The organism is Winogradskyella sp. J14-2 (genome assembly GCF_001971725.1).
Taxonomy (GTDB): Bacteria; Bacteroidota; Bacteroidia; order Flavobacteriales; family Flavobacteriaceae; genus Winogradskyella.
The window spans coordinates 2,339,670-2,365,375 of sequence record NZ_CP019388.1; the positions used below are offsets into that span (position 1 = coordinate 2,339,670).

At 35.5% G+C, this 25,706-nt stretch carries 19 protein-coding genes; all 19 read left to right on the forward strand.

Going from position 1 to position 25,706, the window contains the following annotated elements; genetic code table 11:
- Window positions 1-540 (forward strand): DUF3341 domain-containing protein, encoded by a 540-nt coding sequence (locus BWZ20_RS10535; protein ID WP_076619812.1) that lies wholly within the window; start codon window positions 1-3, stop codon window positions 538-540.
- 1 nt (window position 541) lies between these two features.
- Window positions 542-1,150, forward strand: a complete 609-nt coding sequence (locus tag BWZ20_RS10540; protein WP_076621331.1) for a c-type cytochrome — start codon at window positions 542-544, stop codon at window positions 1,148-1,150.
- Window positions 1,151-1,172: 22 nt separating this feature from the next.
- Entirely contained in the window at window positions 1,173-2,546 is a 1,374-nt protein-coding gene (locus BWZ20_RS10545; RefSeq protein WP_076619814.1) for a quinol:cytochrome C oxidoreductase, read from the forward strand.
- A 25-nt stretch (window positions 2,547-2,571) separates the two neighbouring features.
- Window positions 2,572-3,636, forward strand: a complete 1,065-nt coding sequence (locus tag BWZ20_RS10550; protein ID WP_076619816.1) for a cytochrome c oxidase subunit II — start codon at window positions 2,572-2,574, stop codon at window positions 3,634-3,636.
- A 26-nt stretch (window positions 3,637-3,662) separates the two neighbouring features.
- Window positions 3,663-5,459 (forward strand): cbb3-type cytochrome c oxidase subunit I, encoded by a 1,797-nt coding sequence (locus BWZ20_RS10555; RefSeq protein WP_076619818.1) that lies wholly within the window; start codon window positions 3,663-3,665, stop codon window positions 5,457-5,459.
- Between the two features lie 67 nt (window positions 5,460-5,526).
- Window positions 5,527-6,549 (forward strand): Holliday junction branch migration DNA helicase RuvB, encoded by a 1,023-nt coding sequence (gene ruvB, locus BWZ20_RS10560; protein ID WP_076619820.1) that lies wholly within the window; start codon window positions 5,527-5,529, stop codon window positions 6,547-6,549.
- Between the two features lie 37 nt (window positions 6,550-6,586).
- Entirely contained in the window at window positions 6,587-7,513 is a 927-nt protein-coding gene (gene queG, locus BWZ20_RS10565; RefSeq protein WP_076619821.1) for a tRNA epoxyqueuosine(34) reductase QueG, read from the forward strand.
- Window positions 7,514-7,585: 72 nt separating this feature from the next.
- On the forward strand, window positions 7,586-9,874 hold the full coding sequence (locus BWZ20_RS10570; protein WP_076619823.1) for an NADP-dependent malic enzyme: 2,289 nt from the start codon (window positions 7,586-7,588) through the stop codon (window positions 9,872-9,874).
- Window positions 9,875-9,945: 71 nt separating this feature from the next.
- Entirely contained in the window at window positions 9,946-10,527 is a 582-nt protein-coding gene (ruvA, locus tag BWZ20_RS10575) for a Holliday junction branch migration protein RuvA (protein ID WP_076619825.1), read from the forward strand.
- 5 nt (window positions 10,528-10,532) lie between these two features.
- Complete coding sequence (sprA, locus tag BWZ20_RS10580; RefSeq protein WP_076619827.1) at window positions 10,533-17,840, forward strand: cell surface protein SprA; 7,308 nt, start codon at window positions 10,533-10,535, stop codon at window positions 17,838-17,840.
- A 73-nt stretch (window positions 17,841-17,913) separates the two neighbouring features.
- Window positions 17,914-18,294, forward strand: a complete 381-nt coding sequence (gcvH, locus tag BWZ20_RS10585) for a glycine cleavage system protein GcvH (RefSeq protein ID WP_076619829.1) — start codon at window positions 17,914-17,916, stop codon at window positions 18,292-18,294.
- The gene (locus BWZ20_RS10590) at window positions 18,287-18,649 is read left to right on the forward strand and encodes a VanZ family protein (protein ID WP_076619831.1); all 363 of its coding nucleotides are present in this window, start codon (window positions 18,287-18,289) and stop codon (window positions 18,647-18,649) included. Before gcvH ends, BWZ20_RS10590 begins: the two co-directional genes overlap by 8 nt.
- Before the next feature lie 65 nt (window positions 18,650-18,714).
- Window positions 18,715-19,443 (forward strand): energy transducer TonB, encoded by a 729-nt coding sequence (locus BWZ20_RS10595; protein WP_076619833.1) that lies wholly within the window; start codon window positions 18,715-18,717, stop codon window positions 19,441-19,443.
- A 119-nt stretch (window positions 19,444-19,562) separates the two neighbouring features.
- Window positions 19,563-20,354: an energy transducer TonB gene (locus BWZ20_RS10600; protein WP_076619835.1), complete on the forward strand. Its 792-nt coding sequence runs from the start codon at window positions 19,563-19,565 to the stop codon at window positions 20,352-20,354.
- A gap of 117 nt (window positions 20,355-20,471) precedes the next feature.
- Window positions 20,472-22,589 (forward strand): gliding motility protein RemB, encoded by a 2,118-nt coding sequence (locus BWZ20_RS10605; RefSeq protein ID WP_076619837.1) that lies wholly within the window; start codon window positions 20,472-20,474, stop codon window positions 22,587-22,589.
- A 93-nt stretch (window positions 22,590-22,682) separates the two neighbouring features.
- The gene (gene cyoE / locus BWZ20_RS10610; protein WP_076619839.1) at window positions 22,683-23,576 is read left to right on the forward strand and encodes a heme o synthase; all 894 of its coding nucleotides are present in this window, start codon (window positions 22,683-22,685) and stop codon (window positions 23,574-23,576) included.
- A complete protein-coding gene (locus tag BWZ20_RS10615; protein ID WP_076619841.1) occupies window positions 23,577-24,176 on the forward strand; it encodes a heme-copper oxidase subunit III in 600 nt (199 codons plus the stop codon).
- Between the two features lie 36 nt (window positions 24,177-24,212).
- Window positions 24,213-25,214 carry a cytochrome c oxidase subunit 3 gene (locus tag BWZ20_RS10620; RefSeq protein WP_076619843.1) on the forward strand — a complete coding sequence of 334 codons (1,002 nt, stop codon included), beginning with the start codon at window positions 24,213-24,215 and terminating at the stop codon, window positions 25,212-25,214.
- 20 nt (window positions 25,215-25,234) lie between these two features.
- Window positions 25,235-25,681 (forward strand): cytochrome C oxidase subunit IV family protein, encoded by a 447-nt coding sequence (locus BWZ20_RS10625; RefSeq protein WP_076619845.1) that lies wholly within the window; start codon window positions 25,235-25,237, stop codon window positions 25,679-25,681.
- The last annotated feature ends 25 nt before the right edge of the window (window positions 25,682-25,706 follow it).

Consider the following 25,706-nt stretch of genomic DNA (forward strand, 5'->3'; position numbering starts at 1 on the left):
ATGGAAGCTTCAAAAGTAATTCATGCTATTTATACAGATGATGATGTATTAATGTCTGCCGTAAAAAAGGTAAAGGCACAGAAACATCACATCGAAGAAATATATACACCTTTTCCGGTTCATGGACTAGATAAGGCAATGGGATTAGCCCCAACACGTATTGCTATAACATCATTTTTATATGGATGTGTTGGTTTAACAGTCGCCATTGTAATGATGAATTTTATAATGATTAAAGATTGGCCACAAGACATTGGTGGTAAACCAAGTTTTAGTTATTTAGAAAATATGCCAGCATTTGTGCCAATTATGTTTGAGCTAACCGTATTTTTTGCAGCTCACTTAATGGTAATTACGTTCTATTTAAGAAGTAGAATGTGGCCATTTAAAAAAGCTGAAAACCCTGATCCGAGAACCACAGACGATCATTTCTTAATGGAGGTTGCTATACACAATAATGAAAGCGAATTAACCTCATTATTAAAAGATACTGGCGCTGTTGAAATTAATATTGTAGATAAAGACGAAGATGCACATTAATATGAAGACATCATTTAAATATATTATAGTAATTGTTATATTGGTAAGTTTTGTGTCTTGCCAAAAGAATTCCAGACCAAACTATCAATACATGCCTAACATGTATGAGTCGGTTGGCTACGAAGCTTATCAGGAGTCCGATGCATTCGCAAACGGAATAGAAGCGCAGTTACCTGCAAATGGAACCATACCTAGAGGCGATTTTATGCCTTATGAAATTGAAGATACAAACGAAGGTTATGAAAAAGCTAAGGCAACTTTAAGAAACCCATTGGCTGATCCTATCCCTCTTGATATGGCAGATTCTATTAAGGTAGATCCAAACGTGCCTAGAGTAGATTATGCAGTGGGTGGCCCTTTATACACTATCTATTGTGTAATTTGCCACGGTGTTAAAGGTGATGGAAAGGGAAAATTGGTTGAACGCGAAAAGATATTAGGTGTTCCGAGTTATGACGATGTAGGAAGAGCTATTACCACTGGTAGTATTTATCATGTAATTTACTATGGAAAAAACACTATGGGCTCGTATGCTAACCAACTAAACGAAGAAGAGCGTTGGCAAGTTGTTGCATACGTTGAAAAACTTAAGGCAGATTTAGAAAAATAAGATTTAGATAAAGATTATATAAATGGAATATAAAATTTCAAATCGATTAAGAATGGGTGCTATTATTATGATGGTACTTGGTTTGATAGGAGTTGTATACGGTTTTATCGATTCACACAGTGTAACAGAAGCCAATATTTCCGAAATCCTAGCATCTGAACACCATGATCATGGTGATGCTCATGCAACTGATATGCACACAAGTGGACATACAAATGAAGAACATGGTGAAACTGTTGCTCATACAGATGAGCACCACAATGATGAGGCTCATGGTGGTTTAACACATCATGAGGAGCATGCTCTTCATCAAATCCATAACAGACCTTACGCGGCACTTTATGTAGGGGCGTTCTTTTTCTTTATGATTGCTTTAGGCGTACTTGCCTTCTACGCCATTCAATATGCAGCGCAAGCAGGCTGGTCACCAGTGTTATTTAGAGTAATGGAAGGTATTACGTCTTATGTTTTACCAGGTGGTTTAATTGTTTTAGCAATTGCGTTTGCAGCAGATAGTCATTTATTTGTTTGGTTGAAAGAAGGCGTTACCGAAGTTGGCCATGAGAACTACGATAAATTAGTGGCAGGTAAATCTGGTTGGTTAAATAAAACAGGTTTCTTTATCAGAGGATTAATTTTCTTAGGCGGATGGTCGCTTTATAGACATTTTTCGAGAAAATTCTCTATCGCTCAAGACAGTGCAAGTGATAACAGAAACTTTAAAAAGAATTTCAGAATCTCAGCTGCGTTCTTGGTATTCTATATTTATACAGAGTCTATGATGGCTTGGGACTGGGTAATGAGCGTAGATCCTCATTGGTTTAGTACTTTGTTCGGATGGTATGTTTTTGCTAGTATGTTTGTAAGTGGTATCACCGTAATAGCTATGATAACAATTTACTTAAAATCCAAAGGGTTATTAGAGTTTGTAAATGATAGTCATATCCATGACTTAGCCAAGTTTATGTTTGGTATCAGCATTTTCTGGACATATTTATGGTTCTCTCAATTCATGCTAATATGGTATTCTAATATTCCTGAAGAGGTAACCTATTTTGTTACCAGAATAGAACATTATAAATTACCATTTTTCGGTATGCTGGCCATGAATTTTGTGTTCCCACTATTACTGTTAATGAACAGTGATTACAAACGTATAAATTGGTTTGTAATTATGACTGGTATTGTGATATTATGTGGACATTATCTAGATGTTTTCAACTGGATTATGCCCGCAACAGTAGTAGGCAGATGGTTTATTGGTATGCCAGAAATTGGCGCTATATTATTATTTGGTGGCTTATTCTTATTGATTGTATTTACAGCTTTAGGTAAGGCATCATTATTTGCAAAAGGAAACCCATTTATGAAGGAAAGTGAACATTTCCATTATTAATATTTAAAAAAGAACAGAAATAATAATGACTGGTTTATTAACGATTATAATTGTACTCTTTGTAGCTGTTGCAATATGGCAATTGATAAAGATTTTTGACTTGGCTCAAGTAGGCGCAAGCAATACTCAAGTAGCTGATGATAAAGACAACAAATTGAATGGTTACTTAATGATGGGCTTTTTGGCCTTTATATATATCATTACTATTCTATGTTTTTGGTATTTAGGTGATTTACCATTAATGTCCAACTCAGCGTCAGAGCATGGCCCTGGTATCGATAATCTTATGGCAATCTCTATGGTGGTTATTTTTATTGTTCAAACTGTAACGCAGTTTTTACTACACTATTTCGCTTTTAAATATAAAGGTGAAAAAGGTAAAAAAGCCCTGTTTTATGCAGATAACAATACTTTAGAAGCTATATGGACGGGTATTCCTGTAATTGTTCTAGCAGGTCTAATCATCTATGGATTATTTACATGGAACGATATTATGAATGTAGACGACCAAGAGGATCCGTTAATTGTAGAACTTTATGCACAACAGTTCAACTGGAAAGCAAGATATGGTGGCGAAGACAATGTGTTGGGCAAAGCAAATGTAAGATTAATCGATTTAGACAGAGCTAACATTTTGGGTGTAGACGAAGATGATCCGAATGCTCAAGACGATGTTATTGTTACAGAACTGCATTTACCTGTAAATAGACCTGTATTATTCAAAATGCGTTCTCAAGACGTACTACATTCAGCCTATATGCCTCATTTTAGAGCGCAAATGAATTGTGTACCTGGAATGGTAACTCAATTTGGTTTCACTCCGACTGTAACAACAGCCGAAATGCGTGAAACCGAAGATATGAAAGAAAAAGTTCTAAACATTAATAAAATAAGAACTGAAAAAAGTAAGGAATTAACTGCAAACGGCGAAGAAGCCCTAGACCCTTATGAGTTTGATTACCTTTTAATTTGTAATAAAATCTGTGGTAAATCTCACTACAATATGCAGATGAAGATCATTGTAGAAACAGAAGAAGAGTATAACGCTTGGATGGCCGAGCAGACGACCTTCGCAAAATCATTGAATTAAAAAAAATTAGAAAAAGAAAATAGATTATGTCAGCAACAGTAGATACACACAATCACGACGATCACGACGTACATCATCATAAAGAAACTTTCGTGACGAAATACATTTTCAGTCAGGATCACAAAATGATTGCCAAGCAATATTTAATTACTGGAGTTATTGTTATGGGTATCATAGGTATTTTAATGTCACTAATGATACGCATGCAAATTGCATGGCCAGAGCAACCAAATGCTGTTTTTGAGGCATTATTAGGTAAGTGGGCACCTGAAGGCGTAATGGATGCAGATATTTATTTAGCATTGGTAACCATACACGGTACTTTAATGGTATTCTTTGTTTTAACAGCTGGTTTGAGTGGTACCTTTAGTAACCTTTTAATCCCCCTTCAGATTGGTGCAAGAGACATGGCATCAGGATTTTTAAATATGGTATCTTATTGGTTATTCTTCATTTCCTGTGTTGTTATGATTTTGTCCTTTTTTGTTGAAATGGGACCTGCAGCAGCTGGTTGGACAATTTATCCACCACTGAGTGCTTTACCTATGGCACAGCCAGGATCTGGTACTGGTATGACAATGTGGTTAGTGTCAATGGCCATATTTATTGCCTCATCTTTACTAGGATCGTTAAATTATATAGTTACCGTTCTTAACCTAAGAACAAAAGGTATGTCAATGACAAGACTACCGTTAACAATTTGGGCGTTTTTCATTACAGCAGTAATTGGTGTAATTTCATTTCCAGTTCTTTTGTCTGCAGCTTTACTTTTAATAATGGACAGAAGTTTTGGTACATCATTTTTCTTATCAGATATTTTCATTCAAGGTGAAGTGTTACATTACCAAGGTGGTTCACCAGTTTTATATGAGCACCTATTTTGGTTTCTAGGTCACCCAGAGGTATATATTGTCTTACTACCAGCATTAGGTATTACATCAGAGATAATTGCTACAAACTCAAGAAAACCCATTTTTGGATATAGAGCTATGATTCTCTCTATATTAGCTATAGCATTTTTATCTACAATAGTTTGGGGTCATCATATGTTTGTATCTGGTATGAATCCTTTCTTAGGTTCTGTATTTACATTCACCACGCTATTAATCGCTATACCATCTGCGGTAAAAGCGTTCAATTACATCACTACGCTCTGGAAAGGTAATCTACAAATGAATCCTGCTATGCTGTTTTCAATAGGGTTAGTATCTACATTTATAACAGGTGGTTTAACAGGTATAATTTTAGGTGATAGTGCTTTAGATATAAACGTGCACGACACCTATTTTGTTGTAGCACACTTCCACTTAGTAATGGGTATTTCAGCACTATATGGAGTATTTGCTGGTGTTTATCACTGGTTTCCCAAAATGTTTGGTCGTATGATGAATAAGAACCTTGGTTATATTCATTTCTGGATTACGGCGGTTTGTGCATACGGTGTGTTTTTCCCAATGCATTTTATTGGGATGGCCGGTTTACCAAGACGTTACTACACAAACTCTAACTTCCCATTGTTTGATGACACGGCTGATACACAAGTGGTAATTACCGTATTTGCACTAATTGCAGGTCTTGCACAGATCGTATTCTTATATAATTTTATAAGCAGTATTTTCTACGGAAAAAAAGCAGAGCAAAACCCATGGAGGTCAACAACATTAGAATGGACAACTCCTGTAGAACATATGCACGGCAACTGGCCAGGTGAAATACCGCATGTACACCGTTGGCCTTACGATTACAGTAAGCCAGGTCACGATGAAGACTTTGTGCCTCAAACAGTACCAATGAAAGAAGGTGAAGAAGAATTGCATCACTAACGTTTAGTATATTTAATATTTAAAGCCTTTCTAATTAAGAAAGGCTTTTTATTTATATTTGTTTAATATGAACGAGAATTTAAATCCATCTAGTGATAATTATTCACCAGAAGAACTCGACTTAGAAAAAAAGTTGAGACCTCTAACATTTGAGGATTTCACTGGCCAAGATCAGGTATTGGAAAATTTATTAGTTTTTGTTCAGGCTGCTAATCTAAGAGAAGAAGCACTAGATCATACACTTTTTCATGGGCCTCCCGGCTTAGGAAAAACAACCTTAGCACACATACTAGCAAATGAGCTAGGTGTAAATATAAAAGTAACCTCAGGTCCTGTTTTAGATAAACCAGGTGACCTAGCAGGTCTTCTTACAAACTTAGAGGAAAGAGATGTCTTGTTTATTGATGAAATACATCGATTAAGCCCAATTGTAGAAGAGTATTTATACTCTGCCATGGAGGATTACAAAATAGACATCATGATAGAATCTGGTCCTAACGCTAGGACAGTTCAAATTAATTTAAGCCCTTTTACTTTAGTAGGTGCTACAACACGTTCAGGGCTATTAACAGCTCCAATGAGAGCTCGTTTTGGTATCAGCAGTCGCTTACAATATTATAAAACGGACCTGCTAACCACAATAGTACAGCGAAGCTCATTTATTTTAAATGTACCAATTTCCATGGAAGCAGCTATTGAAATTGCTGGGCGAAGCCGCGGAACACCACGTATTGCCAATGCCTTATTACGTCGCGTAAGAGATTTTGCACAGATAAAGGGAAATGGCAAAATAGATATCGAAATTGCAAAGTTTGCATTAGAAGCTTTAAATGTTGATGCGCACGGTTTAGATGAAATGGATAACAAAATATTAACTACAATTATAGATAAATTTAGAGGTGGTCCTGTAGGCATTACAACCTTAGCTACCGCGGTAAGCGAAAGTGCAGAGACCATTGAAGAGGTATACGAACCCTTTTTAATACAGCAAGGTTTTATAATGCGCACACCACGTGGCCGTGAGGTAACTGAGCAAGCCTACAAACATCTTGGCAAGATTAAAGGCTCAATACAGGGAGGATTATTTTGACTTTGGCGTATTAAACTCCCTTCAGCATAACAGCATCATGCTAAACAACAAATCTAAATATACTCAACTCATAAAGACCGAAGCAAAACGCCTCGGTTTTTTGTCTTGCGGAATTAGTAGAGCTGAGTTTTTAGAGGAAGAAGCACCAAGGTTAGAATCTTGGTTAAATAAAAATATGCACGGTGAAATGCGTTATATGGAGAACCATTTCGATAAACGCTTAGACCCAACGCTACTTGTTGAAGGCTCAAAAAGTGTAGTGTCTTTACTGTTAAATTATTATCCAAACCAAGAGCAAACAGCTAATAGCTATAAGCTATCAAAATATGCCTATGGCAAAGATTATCATTTCGTCATTAAGGATAAACTCAAGTTGTTGCTGACTTTTATTCAAGAAGAAATAGGTGAAGTTTATGGACGAGCATTTGTGGATTCTGCACCAGTTTTAGATAAAGCTTGGGCTGCAAAATCTGGTTTAGGATGGATAGGAAAACATTCAAATTTATTAACCCAAAAAGTGGGTTCGTTTTATTTTATTGCTGAACTTATTATAGACCTAGAATTAGATTACGATACGCCTGTTACAGATCATTGTGGTACTTGTACAGCATGCATAGACGCCTGCCCAACCGAGGCTATAACAGAACCCTATGTTGTGGACGGAAGTAAATGCATCTCATATTTTACAATTGAATTAAAGGACAACTTACCAACAGAAATGAAAGGTAAGTTTAATGACTGGATGTTTGGCTGCGATATTTGTCAAGATGTTTGCCCATGGAATAGGTTTTCAAAATCTCACAATGAGCCCTTATTTAATGCACACCCAGATATATTGTCAATGACAAAAAAAGACTGGGATGAAATAACCGAAGATACGTTTAAAAAAGTGTTTAAGGCTTCAGCCGTAAAACGAACAAAATATTCAGGATTAAAGCGGAACATTGAATTTTTAAAAGATTAAACTTTTATGAAGGCATAGTTGTTTTAGTCAAGTATCCATTTGTGTATCTTTGTGTCTTAATTAAGATTGATTATGAGCAAACAGAGCAAGCGAATAGAAGCCTTGGTATATCATGCCAAGCCAACTCCAGGAAAGATTAAAGTTGTACCTTCAAAGAAATATGCGTCTCAACGCGATTTATCTTTAGCATATTCTCCAGGTGTTGCAGAGCCTTGCTTAGAAATAGAAAAGGACGTCAACAATGTTTACAAATACACTGCAAAAGGAAATTTAGTAGCCGTAATATCTAACGGAACAGCAGTGTTAGGCCTCGGTAATATAGGTCCAGAGGCGTCCAAGCCTGTTATGGAAGGTAAAGGATTGCTTTTTAAGATTTTTGCTGATATCGATGTTTTTGATATTGAGGTCAATACCGAAAATGTTGATGAGTTCATTGAAACGGTTAAAAATATTGCACCGACTTTTGGCGGTATAAATCTCGAAGACATTAAGGCACCTGAAGCCTTTGAAATTGAGCGCCGATTGAAGGAAGAGTTAGATATCCCTGTTATGCACGACGACCAGCATGGTACTGCAATAATTTCTGCAGCAGCACTTTTAAATGCCTTAGAACTCGCCAATAAAAATATTCAAGATGTAAAAATTGTAGTTAGTGGCGCAGGCGCTGCAGCCATTTCGTGTACGCGGTTATATAAAGCTTTCGGAGCTAAGAGCGAAAACATCGTAATGCTAGATAGTAAAGGCGTTATTAGAAAAGATAGAGGTAATCTTACATCTCAAAAAGCTGAGTTTGCAACAGATAGAAAAATAAACACTCTAGATGAGGCCATGAATAACGCAGATGTTTTTATTGGTTTATCAATGGCAGATATAGTAACTCCAGAGATGTTAAAAACAATGTCTACAAACCCAATTGTTTTTGCAATGGCAAATCCCAATCCCGAAATTAATTACGATTTAGCCATAGCAACAAGAGACGATATTATTATGGCTACTGGACGGAGTGACCATCCAAATCAAGTAAATAACGTACTAGGTTTTCCCTTTATCTTTAGAGGAGCTCTAGATGTTAGAGCGACTAAGATTAATGAAGAAATGAAGATGGCTGCCGTAAAGGCACTATCAAGATTAGCTAAAGAACCAGTACCAGAACAAGTTAACTTAGCTTACAACGAAACAAGACTAACTTTTGGTAGAGATTATATTATACCAAAACCATTTGATCCGAGATTAATTGCAGAAGTTCCGCCAGCAGTCGCCAAAGCTGCAATAGATAGCGGTGTAGCCAAAGAAACTATAGAGGATTGGGATCGTTATAAAAACACATTGTTAGAGCGACTAGGATCAGATAATAAACTAGTTCGCCAACTCTTGGGAAGAGCTCGCACTAATCCTAAACGCATTGTATTTGCAGAAGCAGATCAACTCGATGTGTTAAAAGCAGCTCAGATTGTCTACGAGGAAGGTGTTGCAGAGCCAGTACTTTTAGGGAGAAAAGATACAATTGTAGCGTTAATGTCTGAAATAGATTTTGATGCGGATATTGAAATTATCGATCCAAAATCTGATGAAGAAACCGAGCGCAAAAATCAATATGCAAAAGTCTACTGGGAAAAACGTAAGCGACAAGGTGTAACCATATATTCAGCCCAAAAAGTAATGCGCGAACGTAACTATTACGCCGCTATGATGGTTAATGTGGGTGATGCAGATGCGCTTGTAACGGGCTACTCTCGTAGTTATCCTTCTGTTGTTAAGCCAATGCTAGAACTGATTGGTATGGCAGAAGGTGTCAATAGAATTGCTACAACAAATGTTATGATGACTCAGCGTGGCCCTATGTTTTTGAGCGATACCGCTATTAATATAGATCCAGATGCCAAAGATTTGGCCAGGATTGCAAGAATGACATCTCGAGTTGCTAGAATGTTTGGCATAGAACCTGTAACGGCTATGATTTCATATTCTAACTTCGGGTCATCAGAAAATCCTAAAGCCAAAAAAGTTCAGGATGCTGTTACGTTTTTACATAAAACCTATCCAGATATGGTTGTTGATGGCGAATTACAAACAGACTTTGCGTTAAACGCAAAAATGCTTCAAGATATTTTTCCATTTTCTAAATTAGCAGGAAGAAAAGTTAATACCCTCATATTCCCTAGCTTAGATGCCGCCAACATTACTTATAAATTGCTTAAAGAACTCAATAAATCTGAATCTATCGGTCCAATTATGATGGGAATGGCAAAACCTGTTCACATACTTCAATTAGGCGCAAGTGTAGATGAAATTGTTAATATGGCAGCTATTGCCGTTATTGATGCTCAAGAGCGCGAAAAGAGACAACAAAAGCCTAACTAGTCTTACAGAGGTTTCAACCCTTGTATTGTAAATAATTTTATTACATTTGGGACTTTAACCTTTGGTAATAAATGATTACACACTTAGAGGGAAAACTAGTAGAAAAAAATCCTACCGATGTTGTAATAGATTGCAACGGAGTAGGATATTTTATTAATATATCACTTCATACATTTTCTCAAATTCCAGATAGAGAACATCTTAAGTTATATACTTATTTACAGGTTAGGGAAGACTCGCATAGCTTATATGGTTTTTTATCTAAAACAGAGCGCGAAATCTTTAAACTTTTAATTTCTGTTAGCGGTATAGGAGCTAATACAGCACGTACAATGTTGTCTTCACTAACACCAGAGCAAGTTAAAGAAGGGATAGCAAGTGGCGATGTTAGCTTAATTCAGAGCGTAAAAGGCATTGGAGCTAAAACCGCACAACGTGTTATTATAGACTTAAAAGATAAAGTGTTAAAAGTGTATGGTATAGACGAACTTTCTTTAATACCAAACAATACTAATAAAGATGAAGCGTTATCTGCTTTAGATGTTTTAGGGTTTAACAAAAAACAATCCGAAAAAGTAGTTGATAAAATCCTGAAAGCCCAACCAGAAGCCCTTGTAGAGCAAATCATTAAAGAAGCTCTTAAAAACTTATAATACAATTGAATAGAACTAACTACAATCAATTAAAATCAATCAGTTTTTATGCCTCATTAGTGTTTACGATGCTGGTGAGTATGTCTGGTTTTTCTCAAGAGCCCGAAGCGCAAGACTCTACAAAAACATCATTTGCATTTGGAAAGTTAAAAATGCCTAATCCAAATAGCATTATTTCTAAATATACCTACGATCCTATTTTAGATAGGTATGTGTACACCGAGACAATAGGAGATTTCAATATTAACTATCCATTAATACTAACACCAGAAGAATTTCAACGCCTAGTGCTCGAAGAAAAGCTTAAGGAGTATTACAAGCGCATGGCAGATGCTGCTGCAGGGCAAAAAGAAGGAAGCGAAGAAGATCAAAAAAATTTATTACCAGAGTTTTACGTTAATTCAGGTCTTTTTGAAACCATTTTTGGAGGTAACACCATAAATGTAATTCCAAGTGGTTACGCGGAGGTAGACCTAGGAGTTTTATTTTCTAGGCAAGATAATCCTGCCTTTTCACCAAGAAACCGAACCAACTTCACTTTTGATTTTGATCAAAGAATAGGATTGAGCTTACTCGGTAAAGTAGGAACAAGGCTTCAGGTAACAGCCAATTACGATACAGAAGCTACGTTCGATTTTCAACAACTCGTAAAGTTAGAGTACACACCAACCGAGGACGATATTATTAGAAAAATTGAAGTTGGTAACGTAAACATGCCTTTAAATAGTTCTTTAATAAGAGGCGCGCAAAGTCTATTTGGTGTTAAAACTGAATTGCAGTTTGGCAAAACAAGAGTTACAGCAGTTTTCTCTGAACAGCAGTCACAATCTAGATCGGTAACTGCACAAGGTGGTGGAACTTTAGAAGAGTTTGAGTTTTTTGTAAGAGATTATGACGAAAACAGACACTATTTCTTATCCCATTACTTTAGAGATAATTACGACAAAGCTTTATTACAGTACCCTTTTATAGATAATCAGGGTCTGCAAATTACCAGAGTTGAGGTATGGGTTACGAATAGAAACAATCAAACCGACAACGTAAGAAATGTTGTTGCCTTTCAGGATTTAGGAGAATCAGAACCCGAAAATATTGGTTTACAACCATTACCTGGTGGTTTTATTAATAACCCAGGTGCACTGCCAGACAATAGCAATAACGACTTTGACCCTACCAATATTGGTGGTGCAGGTTCCTTATTAACAGAGGCTGTTAGAGACATTACCAATGTAGAAGCAGGTGTTTTAGTTAACATTAACGAAGGCTTCGACTACGGTAAGCTTGAGGCAGCTCGAAAGCTTCAAGAAGGTCAAGATTATTTTCTAAATACAGAATTAGGATACATATCATTAAATCAACGTTTGTTAAATGATGAAGTTTTAGCAGTTGCATTTCAATATACAAGAGGTGGTGAAGTATTTCAGGTAGGTGAGTTTGCAAACGATGGTGTAGACGCTACACAAGTTAGTGAAGGTACAACAGGAAATCAAGTTGTAAACAACCAAAGTTTAGTTCTAAAGATGCTAAAGAGCGCTGTAACATCAGTAGAGCAGCCAATTTGGGATCTAATGATGAAAAATATCTATGATACAGGAGCCTTTCAACTGAGTCAAGAAGATTTTAGATTAAACATTTTTTATACTGAAGCCTCACCTGTAAACTACATAAGACCAGTAGAAGGTACAACATTTCCACTCTATGATAATAACACACCACTAGATCCTAATGACGATACTGAAATACAAGAAACACCATTAATAAGACTTTTCCATGTAGATCGATTAAATAGCAATAACGATCCTCAACAAGGAGGTGATGGGTTCTTTGACTACGTACCTGGTTTAACAGTTTTAACGCAAAACGGAAAAATTATTTTTACCAAGACAGAGCCATTTGGGCGTTATTTATTCGATGTTTTAGACGATGATAATAACCCAAATAATAATGCTACAGATTACGAACAAGATGTTTACACCAACCAAAATCAGGAAAAATACGTTTATGACCTGCTTTATAAATCTACAAAGACACAGGCATTAGACGAATCCGAAAAAAACAAGTTTCAAATAAAAGGACGCTTTAAGAGTAGTGGTGGAGATGGTGGTATTCCTATTGGTGCATTTAACGTGCCGAGAGGTTCCGTAAGAGTTACTGCAGGTGGTAGAGTATTAGTAGAAGGCATTGATTATACCGTAAACTATCAATTAGGTCGCGTAGAAATTTTAGATGAAGCACTAAAAGCATCAAACACTCCAATAGATGTTTCTGTAGAGAATAATGCCGTATTTGGTCAGCAAACAAGACGGTTTACAGGTGTAAACGTGGAACATCAGTTCAATGAAAATTTTGTACTAGGTGCCACGCTTTTAAACCTTAACGAAAGGCCAATCACTCAAAAGGCTAATTTTAATTCAGAGCCCATAAATAATACCATATTTGGTTTTAACGGAAACTACTCAACTGAAGTACCATTTTTAACGAGGTTGGTAAATAAACTGCCAAATATAGATACAGATGTACCATCTAATTTATCAGTTAGAGGTGAGTTTGCCTATCTTTTACCAGGTGCACCAAATGGAACAGATTTTGATGGTGAAGCTACAGCCTACATCGATGATTTTGAAGGCACCCAAGGTGCCATAGATTTGTTAAGTCCATTATCTTGGTTTTTGTCCAGTAGGCCAAAGGAATTACCAGCTAATATTAGAGGAAACGATGATAATGGAGTTGAAAATGGCTATGGTAGAGGATTCTTAAACTGGTATACTGTAGATCCTATTTTCTACAGTACACAACGTCCTGGTGGTATTACCGATGACGATGTATCTAATCTATATACAAGACGTGTTTTTATTGAAGAAATATTTCCTGAAGTAGATATTGTACAAGGGCAGACTTCTGTAATAAATACGCTAGATTTGGCGTACTACCCAAATGAAAGAGGACCTTATAATTTTGACCCCTTAGAAGCACAAGGTGCTGTTACACCAAATCAACGCTGGGCAGGTATATCTAGACAAATAACATCTACAGATTTTGAACAAGCAAATGTTGAATACATTGAGTTTTGGGTACAAGATCCATTTTTAGATAACCCTAGTAGTCAAGGAGGTAAACTTTTTATTAACCTCGGAAATATTTCTGAAGATGTTTTAAAAGATGGAAAAAAACAATACGAAAATGGACTGCCAGAAGATGGAAACATTTCAATATTAGAGCCTACAGATTATAACAGTGTAGTGCCTCAGAACCAATCCTTAATCTACACATTTGCAACAACAGGTCAAGAACGAGCCAATCAAGATGTCGGCTTAGATGGTTACGATGATGCCGAAGAGGTATCTGTATACGGTACACAGTTTGGTGAAGATCCTGCAAAAGATAATTATACTTACTATTTAAATACAGATGGTAGCATTTTTGAGCGCTACAAGCAGTATAATGGACAAGAAGGTAATACACCAGATGTGTTTACAGATACCAACAGAGGTTCTACAACACAACCAGATGTAGAGGATATTAACCGTGATAACACCATGAATACTATTGATAGTTATTACGAATATGAGATAGATATTAATCCTAACAATCTTAATATAAACAACCCTAATATATACGATACAAAAGAAAATATACCAGTAACACTTCCAAATGGGGACACACGCAGTGTTAATTGGTATCAGTTTAGAATTCCTATTAATGAGCCAACCAACGCTATTGGTGGTATATCAGATATTAGATCTGTACGTTTTGCACGTATGTATTTAAGAGATTTTACTGAAGATGTCGTATTACGTTTTGCCACTTTAGATTTGGTGAGAAGTGATTGGAGGAGATTTACTCTAGATTTAGATAACGACCCTACAAACAATAGTGCAAATGCAGAGTTTAATGTTGGTATTATCGGTGTTCAGGAAAATGATGGTAATTATGTAATTCCGCCAGGAGTAAGACGAGAAGAGCTTAATAATAACAATAATATTATTAGACAGAACGAGCAATCTTTAGTGTTAGAAGCTTGTGAATTAGAACCAGAGGATTCTAGAGGAGTGTTTAAGAATATTAATGTAGACATGCGTCAGTATAAAAAACTACGTATGTTTTTACATGCAGAAGCTCAAGACGGTCAATCACTTCAGGAAGGTGAACTCACTGCTTTTATTAGAATGGGTAACGATTTTAATCAAAATTTTTATCAAATAGAGATACCATTATTACCTTCAGATTTGGCAGATGGAAATTTATCCATAGAAGAACGCATTTGGCCAGCAGTTAACGAAATTAACATCTCGTTAGATATTCTTCAAGATATAAAATCTCAAGGAATTTTTAACCAAACACTGTCTAATGAAGATCCAACTTTTTATGATGTTATAGATGGCGTTTTAAATGAGACACCTGTAGCAGAATTTTCGCCTTTAGCTACAGGGCAACAGCGCGTGGCTATTAAGGGAAATCCAAATTTTGGCGACATAAGAGTGTTAATGGTAGGTCTTAAAAACTCTGGTATAACAGGTACACCTGCTTGTGGTGAGGTTTGGTTTAACGAGTTACGTATGTCTGATTTAGAAAACGAAGGAGGTTGGGCTGCAGTGGTAAGTATGGATTCTAATATTGCAGACTTTGCAGATGTGAGTGCTACAGGTAGACGCAGTACCATAGGATTTGGTGGTATAGAACAATCGCCTAACGAACGTAGTAGAGAAGATGTAAAACAATACGACGTTGTTACCAATGTGCAGATTGGACAATTATTACCTAAGAAATGGGGAATTCAAATTCCGTTTAATTATTCTCAAAGTGAAGAAATAATTACACCGCAGTTTGATGAGTATTATAGAGATATAGAATTACAAACGCAATTAGATAATACAACAGATCAAGATTCTATACTTAAGGTAAATGAAAATTATACCAAACGTAAGAGTATTAACTTTATTGGAGTTAGAAAACAGCGCACAGGCGAAAAGAAAGCGCGTTTTTATGATGTAGAAAACCTAACCTTTAACTATTCATACAACAAAGTAGAACATCGCGATTTTGAAATCGAAAATTCACTCGACCAAAATGTAAGAGCAGGTGTCAACTACAACTATGCCTTTGAGCCTGCAAAGATTGAGCCTTTTAAAAAGAACGACTCATTGTTTACAGGTAAATATTGGAAGATTCTCAAAGACTTTAATCTTAATTTACTGCCATCAAATATTTCGGTCAATACAGACATAAATAGACAGTTTAGCAAACAGAAGTTTAGAGAAGTAGAACTCGGAGGTGATAACATAGGTATTGAAGAATTATTTAGAAGAAACTATACGTTCGATTTTCAGTATGTTATAAATTATAACTTAACAGATGCCTTAAGTCTCAACTTTTCGGCAGCCAATACAAATATTGTAAGAAATTATTTTGTTGATAATGGACTAGAAAACACACCAAACTATGTTAATGGTCGCCAAGATCCTACGCTGAATGTATGGGACGGTTTTTTCGATTTTGGTGATCCAAATTTTCAGACACAACAACTTCAAGTCAATTATGAGTTGCCATTATATAAAATTCCTGCGTTAAGTTTTTTAAGAACAACTTATACCTACAATGGTGCTTTTCAATGGCAAAAGGGCTCTGATCTAAATGAAGGTATAGAAATTGATGGGCAGATACAAAATTTAGGACACTCCATACAAAACTCTAATACGCACAATATCAATTCTACGCTCAACATGGAAACGTTTTATAAATCCATAGGTTTAGTAAAGAAAAACAATAGGCGTGGTAGAGGAAGAAACACCAGTACAAAGGCCAAATCAAGGAGAGCAACACCAGACACCAATAAATCTCTAGAGAAGAGCGGAGGCCAACAAGACCCAAGCAAGTTAAGCACAGGCAAGAAAGCCTACAATACATTAGTTGATATTGTTACAATGGTAAAGCGTATTCAGTTTGGGTACAGTGAAACTAATGGTACATTTTTACCAGGATATTTGCCAACACCTGGATTTATAGGAACATTAAGACCAACTTGGGGTTATACATTTGGCAGCCAAAATGATATACGAAGTTTGGTAGCCAATAATGGTTGGCTCACTACATTCGATAATTTCAATGAACAATTTACATCCCTAAAAAATTCAACATTAGATTATTCTGTTAATGTAGAGCCAATGCGCGATTTAAAAATCGATTTTATAGGAAACAGAACCTATGCAGAAAACTTTACAGAAAACTTTAGAGTAGAAGATTATTTAGACGCCAACGGAAATGAAGTCCCAGTAGGTACTGGTGATGGTGTTTTAGATTATAGGTCCTTAACACCAAACACCTTTGGTAATTTCAACATATCTACAGCATTAATTAAAACAGCATTTGGTAAAAGTGATGAAAACCAATCTGATGCTTTTGATGATTTTAGAGCCAATAGATTAATTATTGCCAATCGTCTTGCGCGAGAGTTTTATGGCACAACTAACTTTGCTACAGACGCAGAAGGTTTTCCTTTAGGCTTTGGCAAAAATAGCCAACGTGTATTATTACCAGCTTTTTTATCTGCTTACCAAGGCACTGACCCAGAAAAAATAACAACAAGAGCCTTTAGAGATGTGCCAATACCAAACTGGACTCTAAAATATACAGGACTAATGAAAATTCCTTGGTTCAAAAAGAATTTTAGGCGTTTTTCTATCCAACATGGCTACAGATCTAGATATACAATTAATCAATTTAGAACTAACCTAGACTATATTGCTGGCGAAAGAGGTCTAGAGTACGATGATCAGTCTGGTGATGCGCTAAACCAGTCAGGAGATTTTAAAAACGAAACACTTTACAGCAATATTAACCTAGAAGAGCAATTCAGCCCGTTAGTTCGATTAGAGTTTGAAATGAAAAACTCCATAAAGGTGTTAGCCGAAGTTCAAAAAGACAGATTATTATCATTAAGTTTTGATAATAATTTGCTTACAGAAATTCAAGGGCAAGAGTACACCTTGGGCTTAGGGTATCGAATTAAAGATTTAAGGATTAGATCTGCGCTAGCAGGTGCAAAACAAATTGTTAAGAGCGATTTAAATATGCGTGCAGATATTTCAGTGAGAGATAATAAGACCATAATAAGATATCTAGACTTAGAGAACAATCAAATAACAGCAGGCCAAACTGTTTGGAGCGGAAAGTTTTCAGCAGATTATGCATTTAGTAAAAACCTAACGGCTATTTTCTATTTTGATTATACGTTTTCAGATTTTGCCATATCAACTTCATTTCCGCAAACCTCGTTAAGATCTGGTATTACTTTACGATACAATTTCGGAAATTAATTTTAAGAATTAGGTTTGAAAACCAGCAATTAAAAAATTACATTTGCTTCAGTAATATAAAATACAATCTAAGATGAATATTCCATCAGAATTAAAATACACCAAGGACCACGAGTGGGTAAAAATTGAAGGAGATATTGCAACAGTAGGCATAACAGATTTTGCTCAAGGAGAATTAGGAGATATCGTTTATGTAGAAGTAGAAACCGTAGATGAAACTCTCGATGCAGAAGAAGTGTTTGGCACAGTTGAGGCCGTTAAAACCGTTTCAGATTTATTTTTACCATTATCTGGCGAAATAATTGAGTTTAATGAATCATTAGAGGACGAGCCAGAAAAAGTAAACACAGATCCTTATGGAGAAGGCTGGATGATTAAGCTAAAAATATCTGATACATCCGAGGTAGAAGACTTACTATCTGCTAACGACTACAAAGCACTTATTAGTGGTTAAAAAACTTTTGTTTTTAGCTGCGCTAGTCTATACATTTGTATTGGTTGTTGCAACGTTTATAAACCTAAATGGCGTTCCTAGCTTAGGGTCATCCTTTGACGACAAGATATATCACTTTTTGGCATACGTCGTTTTAGGAGGCTTATGGATAACCTATTTTAAATCCTTTAGCAATAATAACAGACTTTGGCTCGTATTTATAGTCGTTGTTTTCTTTGGTATTTTATTAGAAGTGATACAACATAAATTAAATAAAAACAGAACCTACGACACATACGATTTGTTGGCAAATTGTTTTGGCGTGTTAGTTGGCACGTTAATTGCGGCTAGACTAGATATATTAAAGTTAAAATAAATAGAAGTTTTGCTTTTTTTCTTAATATTTAATTAAATTAGCATTTCTATAAAAGAAATCACAATATGGAACCTAAGAAGAATCCAAAATCAGATGTAAGCAGAAACAGCTCACTTTATTTTGCCGTAGGATTAACGTTAATGCTTGCCATTACATACATGGCAATAAACTATAAAACTTACGATAAAGAAGCTGTTGTAGCAGACACGCTTAATTTAGATGATGAGTTAGAAGAAGAAGTACCGATTACTGAACAAATTATTACACCTCCACCTCCACCACCTCCACCACCACCTACAATTGAAGTAATAGAAGTTGTTGAAGATGAAGTAGAAGTAGAAGAAACAGTGGTAGAATCTACAGAAACTGAAATGGAAACTGAAATTGTAGAGGTTGAAGAAGTAGAGGTTGAAGAAGTAGAAGAAGATTTAGAAGTACCTTTTCATGTTATTGAAAATGTAGCTGTTTTTCCAGGATGTGAAAATGAAAAAGGAAACGCTGCCAAGAAAGAGTGTATGAATGAAAAAGTTAACAAATTTATACAAAGAAAATTTAATACTGAATTGGCACAAGATTTAGGCTTGGCACCAGGAAAGAAAAGAATCTATTGCAGATTTAAAGTAGATAAAAACGGAAACGTTACTGCTATACAAACCCGAGGGCCGCACCCATCTTTAGAGAAAGAAGCACAGAAAGTGCTTTCTCAATTACCTAAAATGAAACCAGGTAAGCAAAGAGGTAAAGCAGTGGTGATGCCATTTTCAATCCCTATTGTATTTCAAGTGCAAGATTAAATCTAAAAGTACTTAAACGTTATATAGAAATCCCGTTCAAAATTAATTGAACGGGATTTTCTTTTTGGTATGCTTATTGTGACTTTATCATAATATTAACATTTTAAACAATACGTATTATGAAAAATTCTAAAAAGAATCTCTATACTGCTGGTCAGAGCAGTGCAGAGGTAAAAAAATCACAAAAGCATGATGCAAATTTACAAAAAAACTCGACCCTATATTTTCAAATAGGGTTGATTCTTTGTTTGTTGACCACCTATGGGCTGTTCGAAATGCAGTTTCAAGACAAAAAACTTGAAGTCGTCTTTAATGAACCACAAGAAATTGTAACCATTGATATCGTGCCAGACTTTAGGGTAGAACCTGTAAAGAAAAAACCAGAACCCAAAATTAAGCCCAGCAAAACCTTGGCTTACGAAATTACACCGATTAAAGATGACAAGCCAGTCATTGAAACTAAAGTTTTGGACTTTGAGGATCCAATTCCAATATCAGATCCTATAGATCCTAACGCCATAAAGACTATAGAAAAGCCTGTAGATCTAGAACCAATTGATTTTATTGCAGTTGAAGAAGTGCCAGTATATCCTGGTTGTGAAAAAAAGAAAACCAATGAGGATAAAAGAAAATGCATGTCTGATAAAATAAGCAAGCTTGTAAGCAAAAAATTTAACACAAACATCGCTGGCGATCATGGCATATCTGGCTTGCAAAGAATTGATACGCAGTTTACAGTAGATAAAAACGGAAATGTAACAAATATTAAAATCAGAAGCCCACATCCTGCTCTAGAAAAAGAAGCTAAGCGTGTTATTGATAAAATACCGAGTATGAAGCCTGGTTATCAACAAGATAAACCGGTTGGTGTTATTTATAATCTACCTATTAAATTTTTAGCTAGAAATTAAGAATATAGTTATAGTAGTGTAATTGTTAAAAAACCGTTATCGTGTGATAGCGGTTTTTTGTTTAAGGTTACTAAAAAAAATAAGTATCTTTCGGGCGCTAATAATTTGGTCTGTTTTATGAAGCATATTTGGCTTGTTACTGTTTTATTAATGTCTTTTTTAGGTAATTCTCAATCTATTTCAACATATGAAAAGCCACCAGTATTTAGTCAGTGCGATTCATTAAACGTAGCGCAATTAAAATCTTGTTTCAATTTTACTCTAAATAGTTTTATTTACAATAATTTTAAGATTCCAGAAATTGTTTTAGAAGAAGAGTATAAAGGCAATGTACAGGTACTATTTGAGGTTGATAAAGAAGGAGGGTTTAAAGTTATTTACGTTGATGCCATTTATGATGAATTAAAGCAAGAAAGTAAACGTGTCTTTGAAGCTCTGCCAAAAATAAAACCAGCAACCTATAATGGTAAACCAACGTTTGTTCAATATAGCCTAAGCATAGATATACCTTTGGTAAAACCTACAAAAGCGATTCTTAATGAAGAGAATGGAACTTCAAGAAGTGTTGATAAAAGCCAAAGAGATAGTTTAAGCGCAACTTTATCAGATGAGTATGATAAGGTTAACGCAAGTATTAAACCTTACGAGAAATTAGAGTACACGAGCCAATTAAATATACCTTTTACGCATTCGTATTATGCGCGATTTGATGATGAGATGAATGCCATTGGCACCAATAGTCATACCGCTGCTAAACCTTTCATTTATGCCGATGTTTCAAGATATTATGATATTAAAACGGAAAAGGAAAGCTTAACTAAAGAAACCGATAGCTGGTTTGGCAGAAAATTGTATAATGAGCACTTGGTTGAGGTACAAGGTAAAGATTATTGGTTCACTTTAGACCCGATAGTAGATCTACAGCTTGGAGGTGAGACTGAGGGTGATGATGGTACATGGAACAACACCAGAGGTGTCTTTATTCAGGCAGGATTGGGCAAACGCTTTAGCCTTTCTACCTCAATCTATGAAAGTCAGGGTAGGTTTGCAGACTATTTTAATAACTATGCAGAAAGTCTGAGGGCTTTTGGTCCAGATCCAGCTATAATTCCCGGACGAGGTATAGGAAAGCGGTTTAAAGAAAATTCTTATGATTATCCTGTGGCAGAAGCTTATCTGTCTTACACACCAGCAGATTTTTTAAATATTCAATTTGGTCATGGTAAAAACTTTATTGGTGATGGTTACCGTTCATTGTTTCAAAGCGATGTAGCGAGTCCTTATCCTTTTTTAAAGCTAAATGCCAGTTTCTGGAAAATAAAATATACAAGTACTTGGATGTGGTTAAAGGACGTAAGACCCGAGGTTGTGGTAGATGACGCCTTTTTAACTAAATACATGGCAAATCACTACCTCAGCTGGAATGTCTCTAAGCGACTAAATATTGGTTTGTTTGAGTCTGTAATGTGGGCAGATACCAACGGAAGAGGTTTTGATGTTAACTACCTTAACCCTATAATTTTCTTTAGGGCCATAGAGTTTCAAACAGGACAAGGAGCAGGAAATGCTATTTTAGGTCTAAGTGCAAAATATAAATGGAATAATAAGGTGAATCTTTATGGTCAATTTATCCTAGATGAATTTTCATTAAGTGATGTCACAGGTGGAAATAAAAGCTGGAAAAATAAGTTTGGTTTTCAGTTAGGTGCTAAATATTTCAACGCATTTAAAGTAGATAATTTATTGCTTCAGGCAGAATATAATCAAGTGCGCCCCTATACGTATTCTCACAATACTGAAATTCTAAATTATGGTCATTTTAATCAGCCCATGGCTCATCTTTGGGGCGCAAACTTTAGAGAACTAGTATTGATAGGTCGTTATAATTATAAACGTTGGTTTGCCGATACAAAGCTTATAATCGGTCAAAGAGGATTTGATTTTAATACAGATGAAGATAGTTTTGCTTACGGAGGAGACATTTATACTAACGAAAACAATCGTATTGGTGATACAGGCATAACAATCGGTCAAGGTAATAAAACCAATAGTTTTATGGCAGAGCTACAAGCAGGTTATTTGTTGAATCCAGAAACTAACCTTAAAATTTTCACTAATATTATCTACAGAGATTTTAATCCACAAGTAATCACTCCCACAACAGCAAGTTCAAATACGCTTTGGTTTAGTGTAGGGCTAAGAACAGATCTTTTTAATTGGTACAACGATTTTTAAGAAAAACCATTTATTAAAGTTTTCTATTGCGTTGGTGAAAACCTTTTTTCAAAGTATCTTTGCACACGCTAAGAATTAGACAATTAAAAATCATTGAGCAGTATAAAATCTTCGGTGTCAAAAACTTCTGTAATTACAGATTTTAAGGAAATCACTAAAATGGGATTGTCCATAAGCGTTGTATTTTCTGCAATTGCTGGGTACCTTTTAGGCGCGTACACTATTAGTTATACTACGCTCATTCTTTTAGCATTGGGCGGTTACTTTATGGTAGGTGCATCAAATGCTTATAACCAAATCATAGAACGAGACCTTGATGCTTTAATGGATAGGACTAAAAGCAGACCCATTCCTTCAGGTAGAATGTCTGTGAATACTGCTTTTATTATAGCAACTGCATTTACAGTTCTAGGTTTAATTGCACTTTATAAGATTAACCCAAAAACAGCGATGTGGGGAGCAATTTCCATCTTTTTATATACTAGTGTCTATACTCCGCTGAAAACAAAAACCCCTTTGTCTGTTTTTGTTGGTGCCTTGCCAGGAGCAATTCCATTTATGTTAGGTTGGGTAGCGGCTCGTGGAGAATTTGGTATTGAGCCCGGAACTTTATTTGCTATTCAGTTTTTTTGGCAGTTCCCTCACTTTTGGTCTATCGGTTGGTTTTTGTATGAAGACTACGAAAAAGGCGGTTTTTTTATGCTTCCAACAGGGAAGCGGGATAAAGGTACTGCTATACAGATAATTATGTATAGTGTTTGGACGGTTTTGGTATCTATAATACCTGCTTTTGGTTTTACAGGAGATTTAAAATTATCAATCGTAGGAGCATTATTAGTTTTTTTATTAGGCATGGTAATGCTAGCCTATGCCTTTAGACTTTATAAACAAAGAACAGCAAAGACAGCTAAACAATTAATGTTGTCTAGCGTATTTTATATTACCATGCTACAAATTATATACGTAGCGGATAAATTTTTGGGATAGATGGATTTAACAGAAGGAACACAACAAGAAAAAACAGCCAGATCAAAAAAAATGATGCTCTGGTTTGGGGTAGGGTCTTTAATCATGTCTTTTTCAGCATTAATTAGTGCCTTTATAGTAAGTTCTAAACAACGGAAAGATAAAGATTGGTTAAATAATTACGATCTGCCAACAGCGTTTTATGTAAGCGTTGCTATAATAGTCATAAGCAGCATAACTTTTATACTTGCTAAAAAAAAGTTAAAGCAACATAACAGACAGATGACAACCATTTGGTTATTGGCTACCTTAGTCCTAGGAATTGGCTTTATTTTTAGTCAATTAGAAGGATTTAGGCAAATTATTCAAACAGGATATAACTTTACTGGTCCTACCAGCAACATCACAATGTCTTACATTTATTTGATTGCAGTAGTACATATATTACACGTTATTGCTGGATTAATTTGTATAATTGTTGTTATTTATAATCATTTTAAACAAAAGTACAACGCCAACAATATGTTGGGATTAGAACTGGCCGCAAATTTCTGGCATTTCGTAGACCTGCTTTGGCTTGTGCTGTTTTTATTTTTATATTTTTTTAGCGATATAATTTGATTATTTTTGTCCAATCTTAAAATTTAAATAATTTATATGGATTCTACAGTAGCAAGTACTGGCACAGAAGGAAAAACTTGGGGAGGAGGAAATAAACCTCTAAAGGCAAGTTATGGTAAGATGATGATGTGGTTCTTTATCGTTTCTGATGCATTGACATTTTCTGGCTTTTTAGCAGCGTACGGCTTTTCAAGATTTAAGTTTATAAAAGAGTGGCCAATAGCAGACGAGGTATTTACCCACGTACCTTTTTTACATGGGCAAGAACTACCAATGATCTACGTTGCTTTTATGACATTTATTCTTATTATGTCTTCTGTAACTATGGTGCTGGCTGTGGATGCTGGCCATCATATGAATAAAGCTAAAGTAACCCTCTACATGTTCTTAACCATTATTGGTGGCTTAATATTTGTTGGTTCTCAAGCTTGGGAATGGGCAACATTTATTCAGGGAGATTATGGAGCCGTTCAGACAAAAGGTGGAAATATCCTACAATTTGGTGAGTATGTTACAGTAGATGGTGCAGAAAAATTCAAGAGAGTATCTATAGATGATTTTGCTGTTAGTATTCCAGACGTGCGCGAAGAGCACCAAAGAAAGAATGGTCTATGGTTTAGGGAAGAAGCTAGTCTGCCACCTTACACAGTAAACGAAATATTTCAAGGTTTAGAAGCTAATCCAAATATATTAGTCAGAACACAATTGATAAATGAAGAAGGACAAAAGACTGTTCTTTCTAGAGAAGAGTCATTGAAACAAATTAAAGAGAATGGAAGTCTTGTGGTAAAAGGAGCTAACCTTAGAGTCAATGAATATGGTACTTCACTTTTCGCTGACTTCTTTTTCTTCATTACAGGATTTCACGGATTCCACGTATTTTCGGGAGTTGTACTAAATATCATCATATTTTTTAACGTGGTATTAGGTACATACGAAAGAAGAGGTAGCTATGAAATGGTTGAAAAAGTTGGTCTTTACTGGCACTTTGTCGATTTAGTTTGGGTATTTGTATTCACCTTCTTCTACTTAGTATAAAATAGAATTAGAAAAAAATTATGGCACACGAACATAAATTAGAAATATTTAGAGGACGTTGGAAATTTAAATCTAACACACAAAAAATTTGGGGTGTACTGGCGTTTTTAACTTTTGTAACCGCAATAGAGGTTGTTCTTGGTATATACAAGCCAGAAATTTTAATGAACACTTGGATTAGCCCATTAGAAGGTGGATTCTTTGCAACAATAGGTAATATTATTTTATCACCAATTGTATACATGAAGCCTTTGAACTTAATATTCATCCTTCTTACTATCGTAAAAGCCTACTATATTACTTGGGATTTTATGCACATGCGAGACGAAGTAAAGTCGTTAAGACGCATGGTAGTCTGGACAGGTGTATTCTTAATATGTTACCTCATATTTATCTTATTACAAGAAGGAGGATATGTGTTTGAAGTTTATAATGCAGACGATGCATTGATAAAAAGAGATTTTTAAAATTCAAAATATTGAGTTAAATGAT

Bases quoted from the DNA above. Each gene is read 5' to 3' on its own strand.
- gcvH (WP_076619829.1), top strand. From the start codon at position 17,914: ATGAATATTCCATCAGAATTAAAATACACCAAGGACCACGAGTGGGTA.
- BWZ20_RS10615 (WP_076619841.1), top strand. From the start codon at position 23,577: ATGGATTTAACAGAAGGAACACAACAAGAAAAAACAGCCAGATCAAAA.
- BWZ20_RS10535 (WP_076619812.1), top strand. From the start codon at position 1: ATGGAAGCTTCAAAAGTAATTCATGCTATTTATACAGATGATGATGTA.
- BWZ20_RS10625 (WP_076619845.1), top strand. From the start codon at position 25,235: ATGGCACACGAACATAAATTAGAAATATTTAGAGGACGTTGGAAATTT.
- ruvA (WP_076619825.1), top strand. From the start codon at position 9,946: ATGATTACACACTTAGAGGGAAAACTAGTAGAAAAAAATCCTACCGAT.
- BWZ20_RS10605 (WP_076619837.1), top strand. From the start codon at position 20,472: ATGAAGCATATTTGGCTTGTTACTGTTTTATTAATGTCTTTTTTAGGT.
- BWZ20_RS10555 (WP_076619818.1), top strand. From the start codon at position 3,663: ATGTCAGCAACAGTAGATACACACAATCACGACGATCACGACGTACAT.
- BWZ20_RS10550 (WP_076619816.1), top strand. From the start codon at position 2,572: ATGACTGGTTTATTAACGATTATAATTGTACTCTTTGTAGCTGTTGCA.
- BWZ20_RS10620 (WP_076619843.1), top strand. From the start codon at position 24,213: ATGGATTCTACAGTAGCAAGTACTGGCACAGAAGGAAAAACTTGGGGA.
- BWZ20_RS10540 (WP_076621331.1), top strand. From the start codon at position 542: ATGAAGACATCATTTAAATATATTATAGTAATTGTTATATTGGTAAGT.
- BWZ20_RS10570 (WP_076619823.1), top strand. From the start codon at position 7,586: ATGAGCAAACAGAGCAAGCGAATAGAAGCCTTGGTATATCATGCCAAG.
- queG (WP_076619821.1), top strand. From the start codon at position 6,587: ATGCTAAACAACAAATCTAAATATACTCAACTCATAAAGACCGAAGCA.
- BWZ20_RS10600 (WP_076619835.1), top strand. From the start codon at position 19,563: ATGAAAAATTCTAAAAAGAATCTCTATACTGCTGGTCAGAGCAGTGCA.
- ruvB (WP_076619820.1), top strand. From the start codon at position 5,527: ATGAACGAGAATTTAAATCCATCTAGTGATAATTATTCACCAGAAGAA.
- BWZ20_RS10595 (WP_076619833.1), top strand. From the start codon at position 18,715: ATGGAACCTAAGAAGAATCCAAAATCAGATGTAAGCAGAAACAGCTCA.
- BWZ20_RS10545 (WP_076619814.1), top strand. From the start codon at position 1,173: ATGGAATATAAAATTTCAAATCGATTAAGAATGGGTGCTATTATTATG.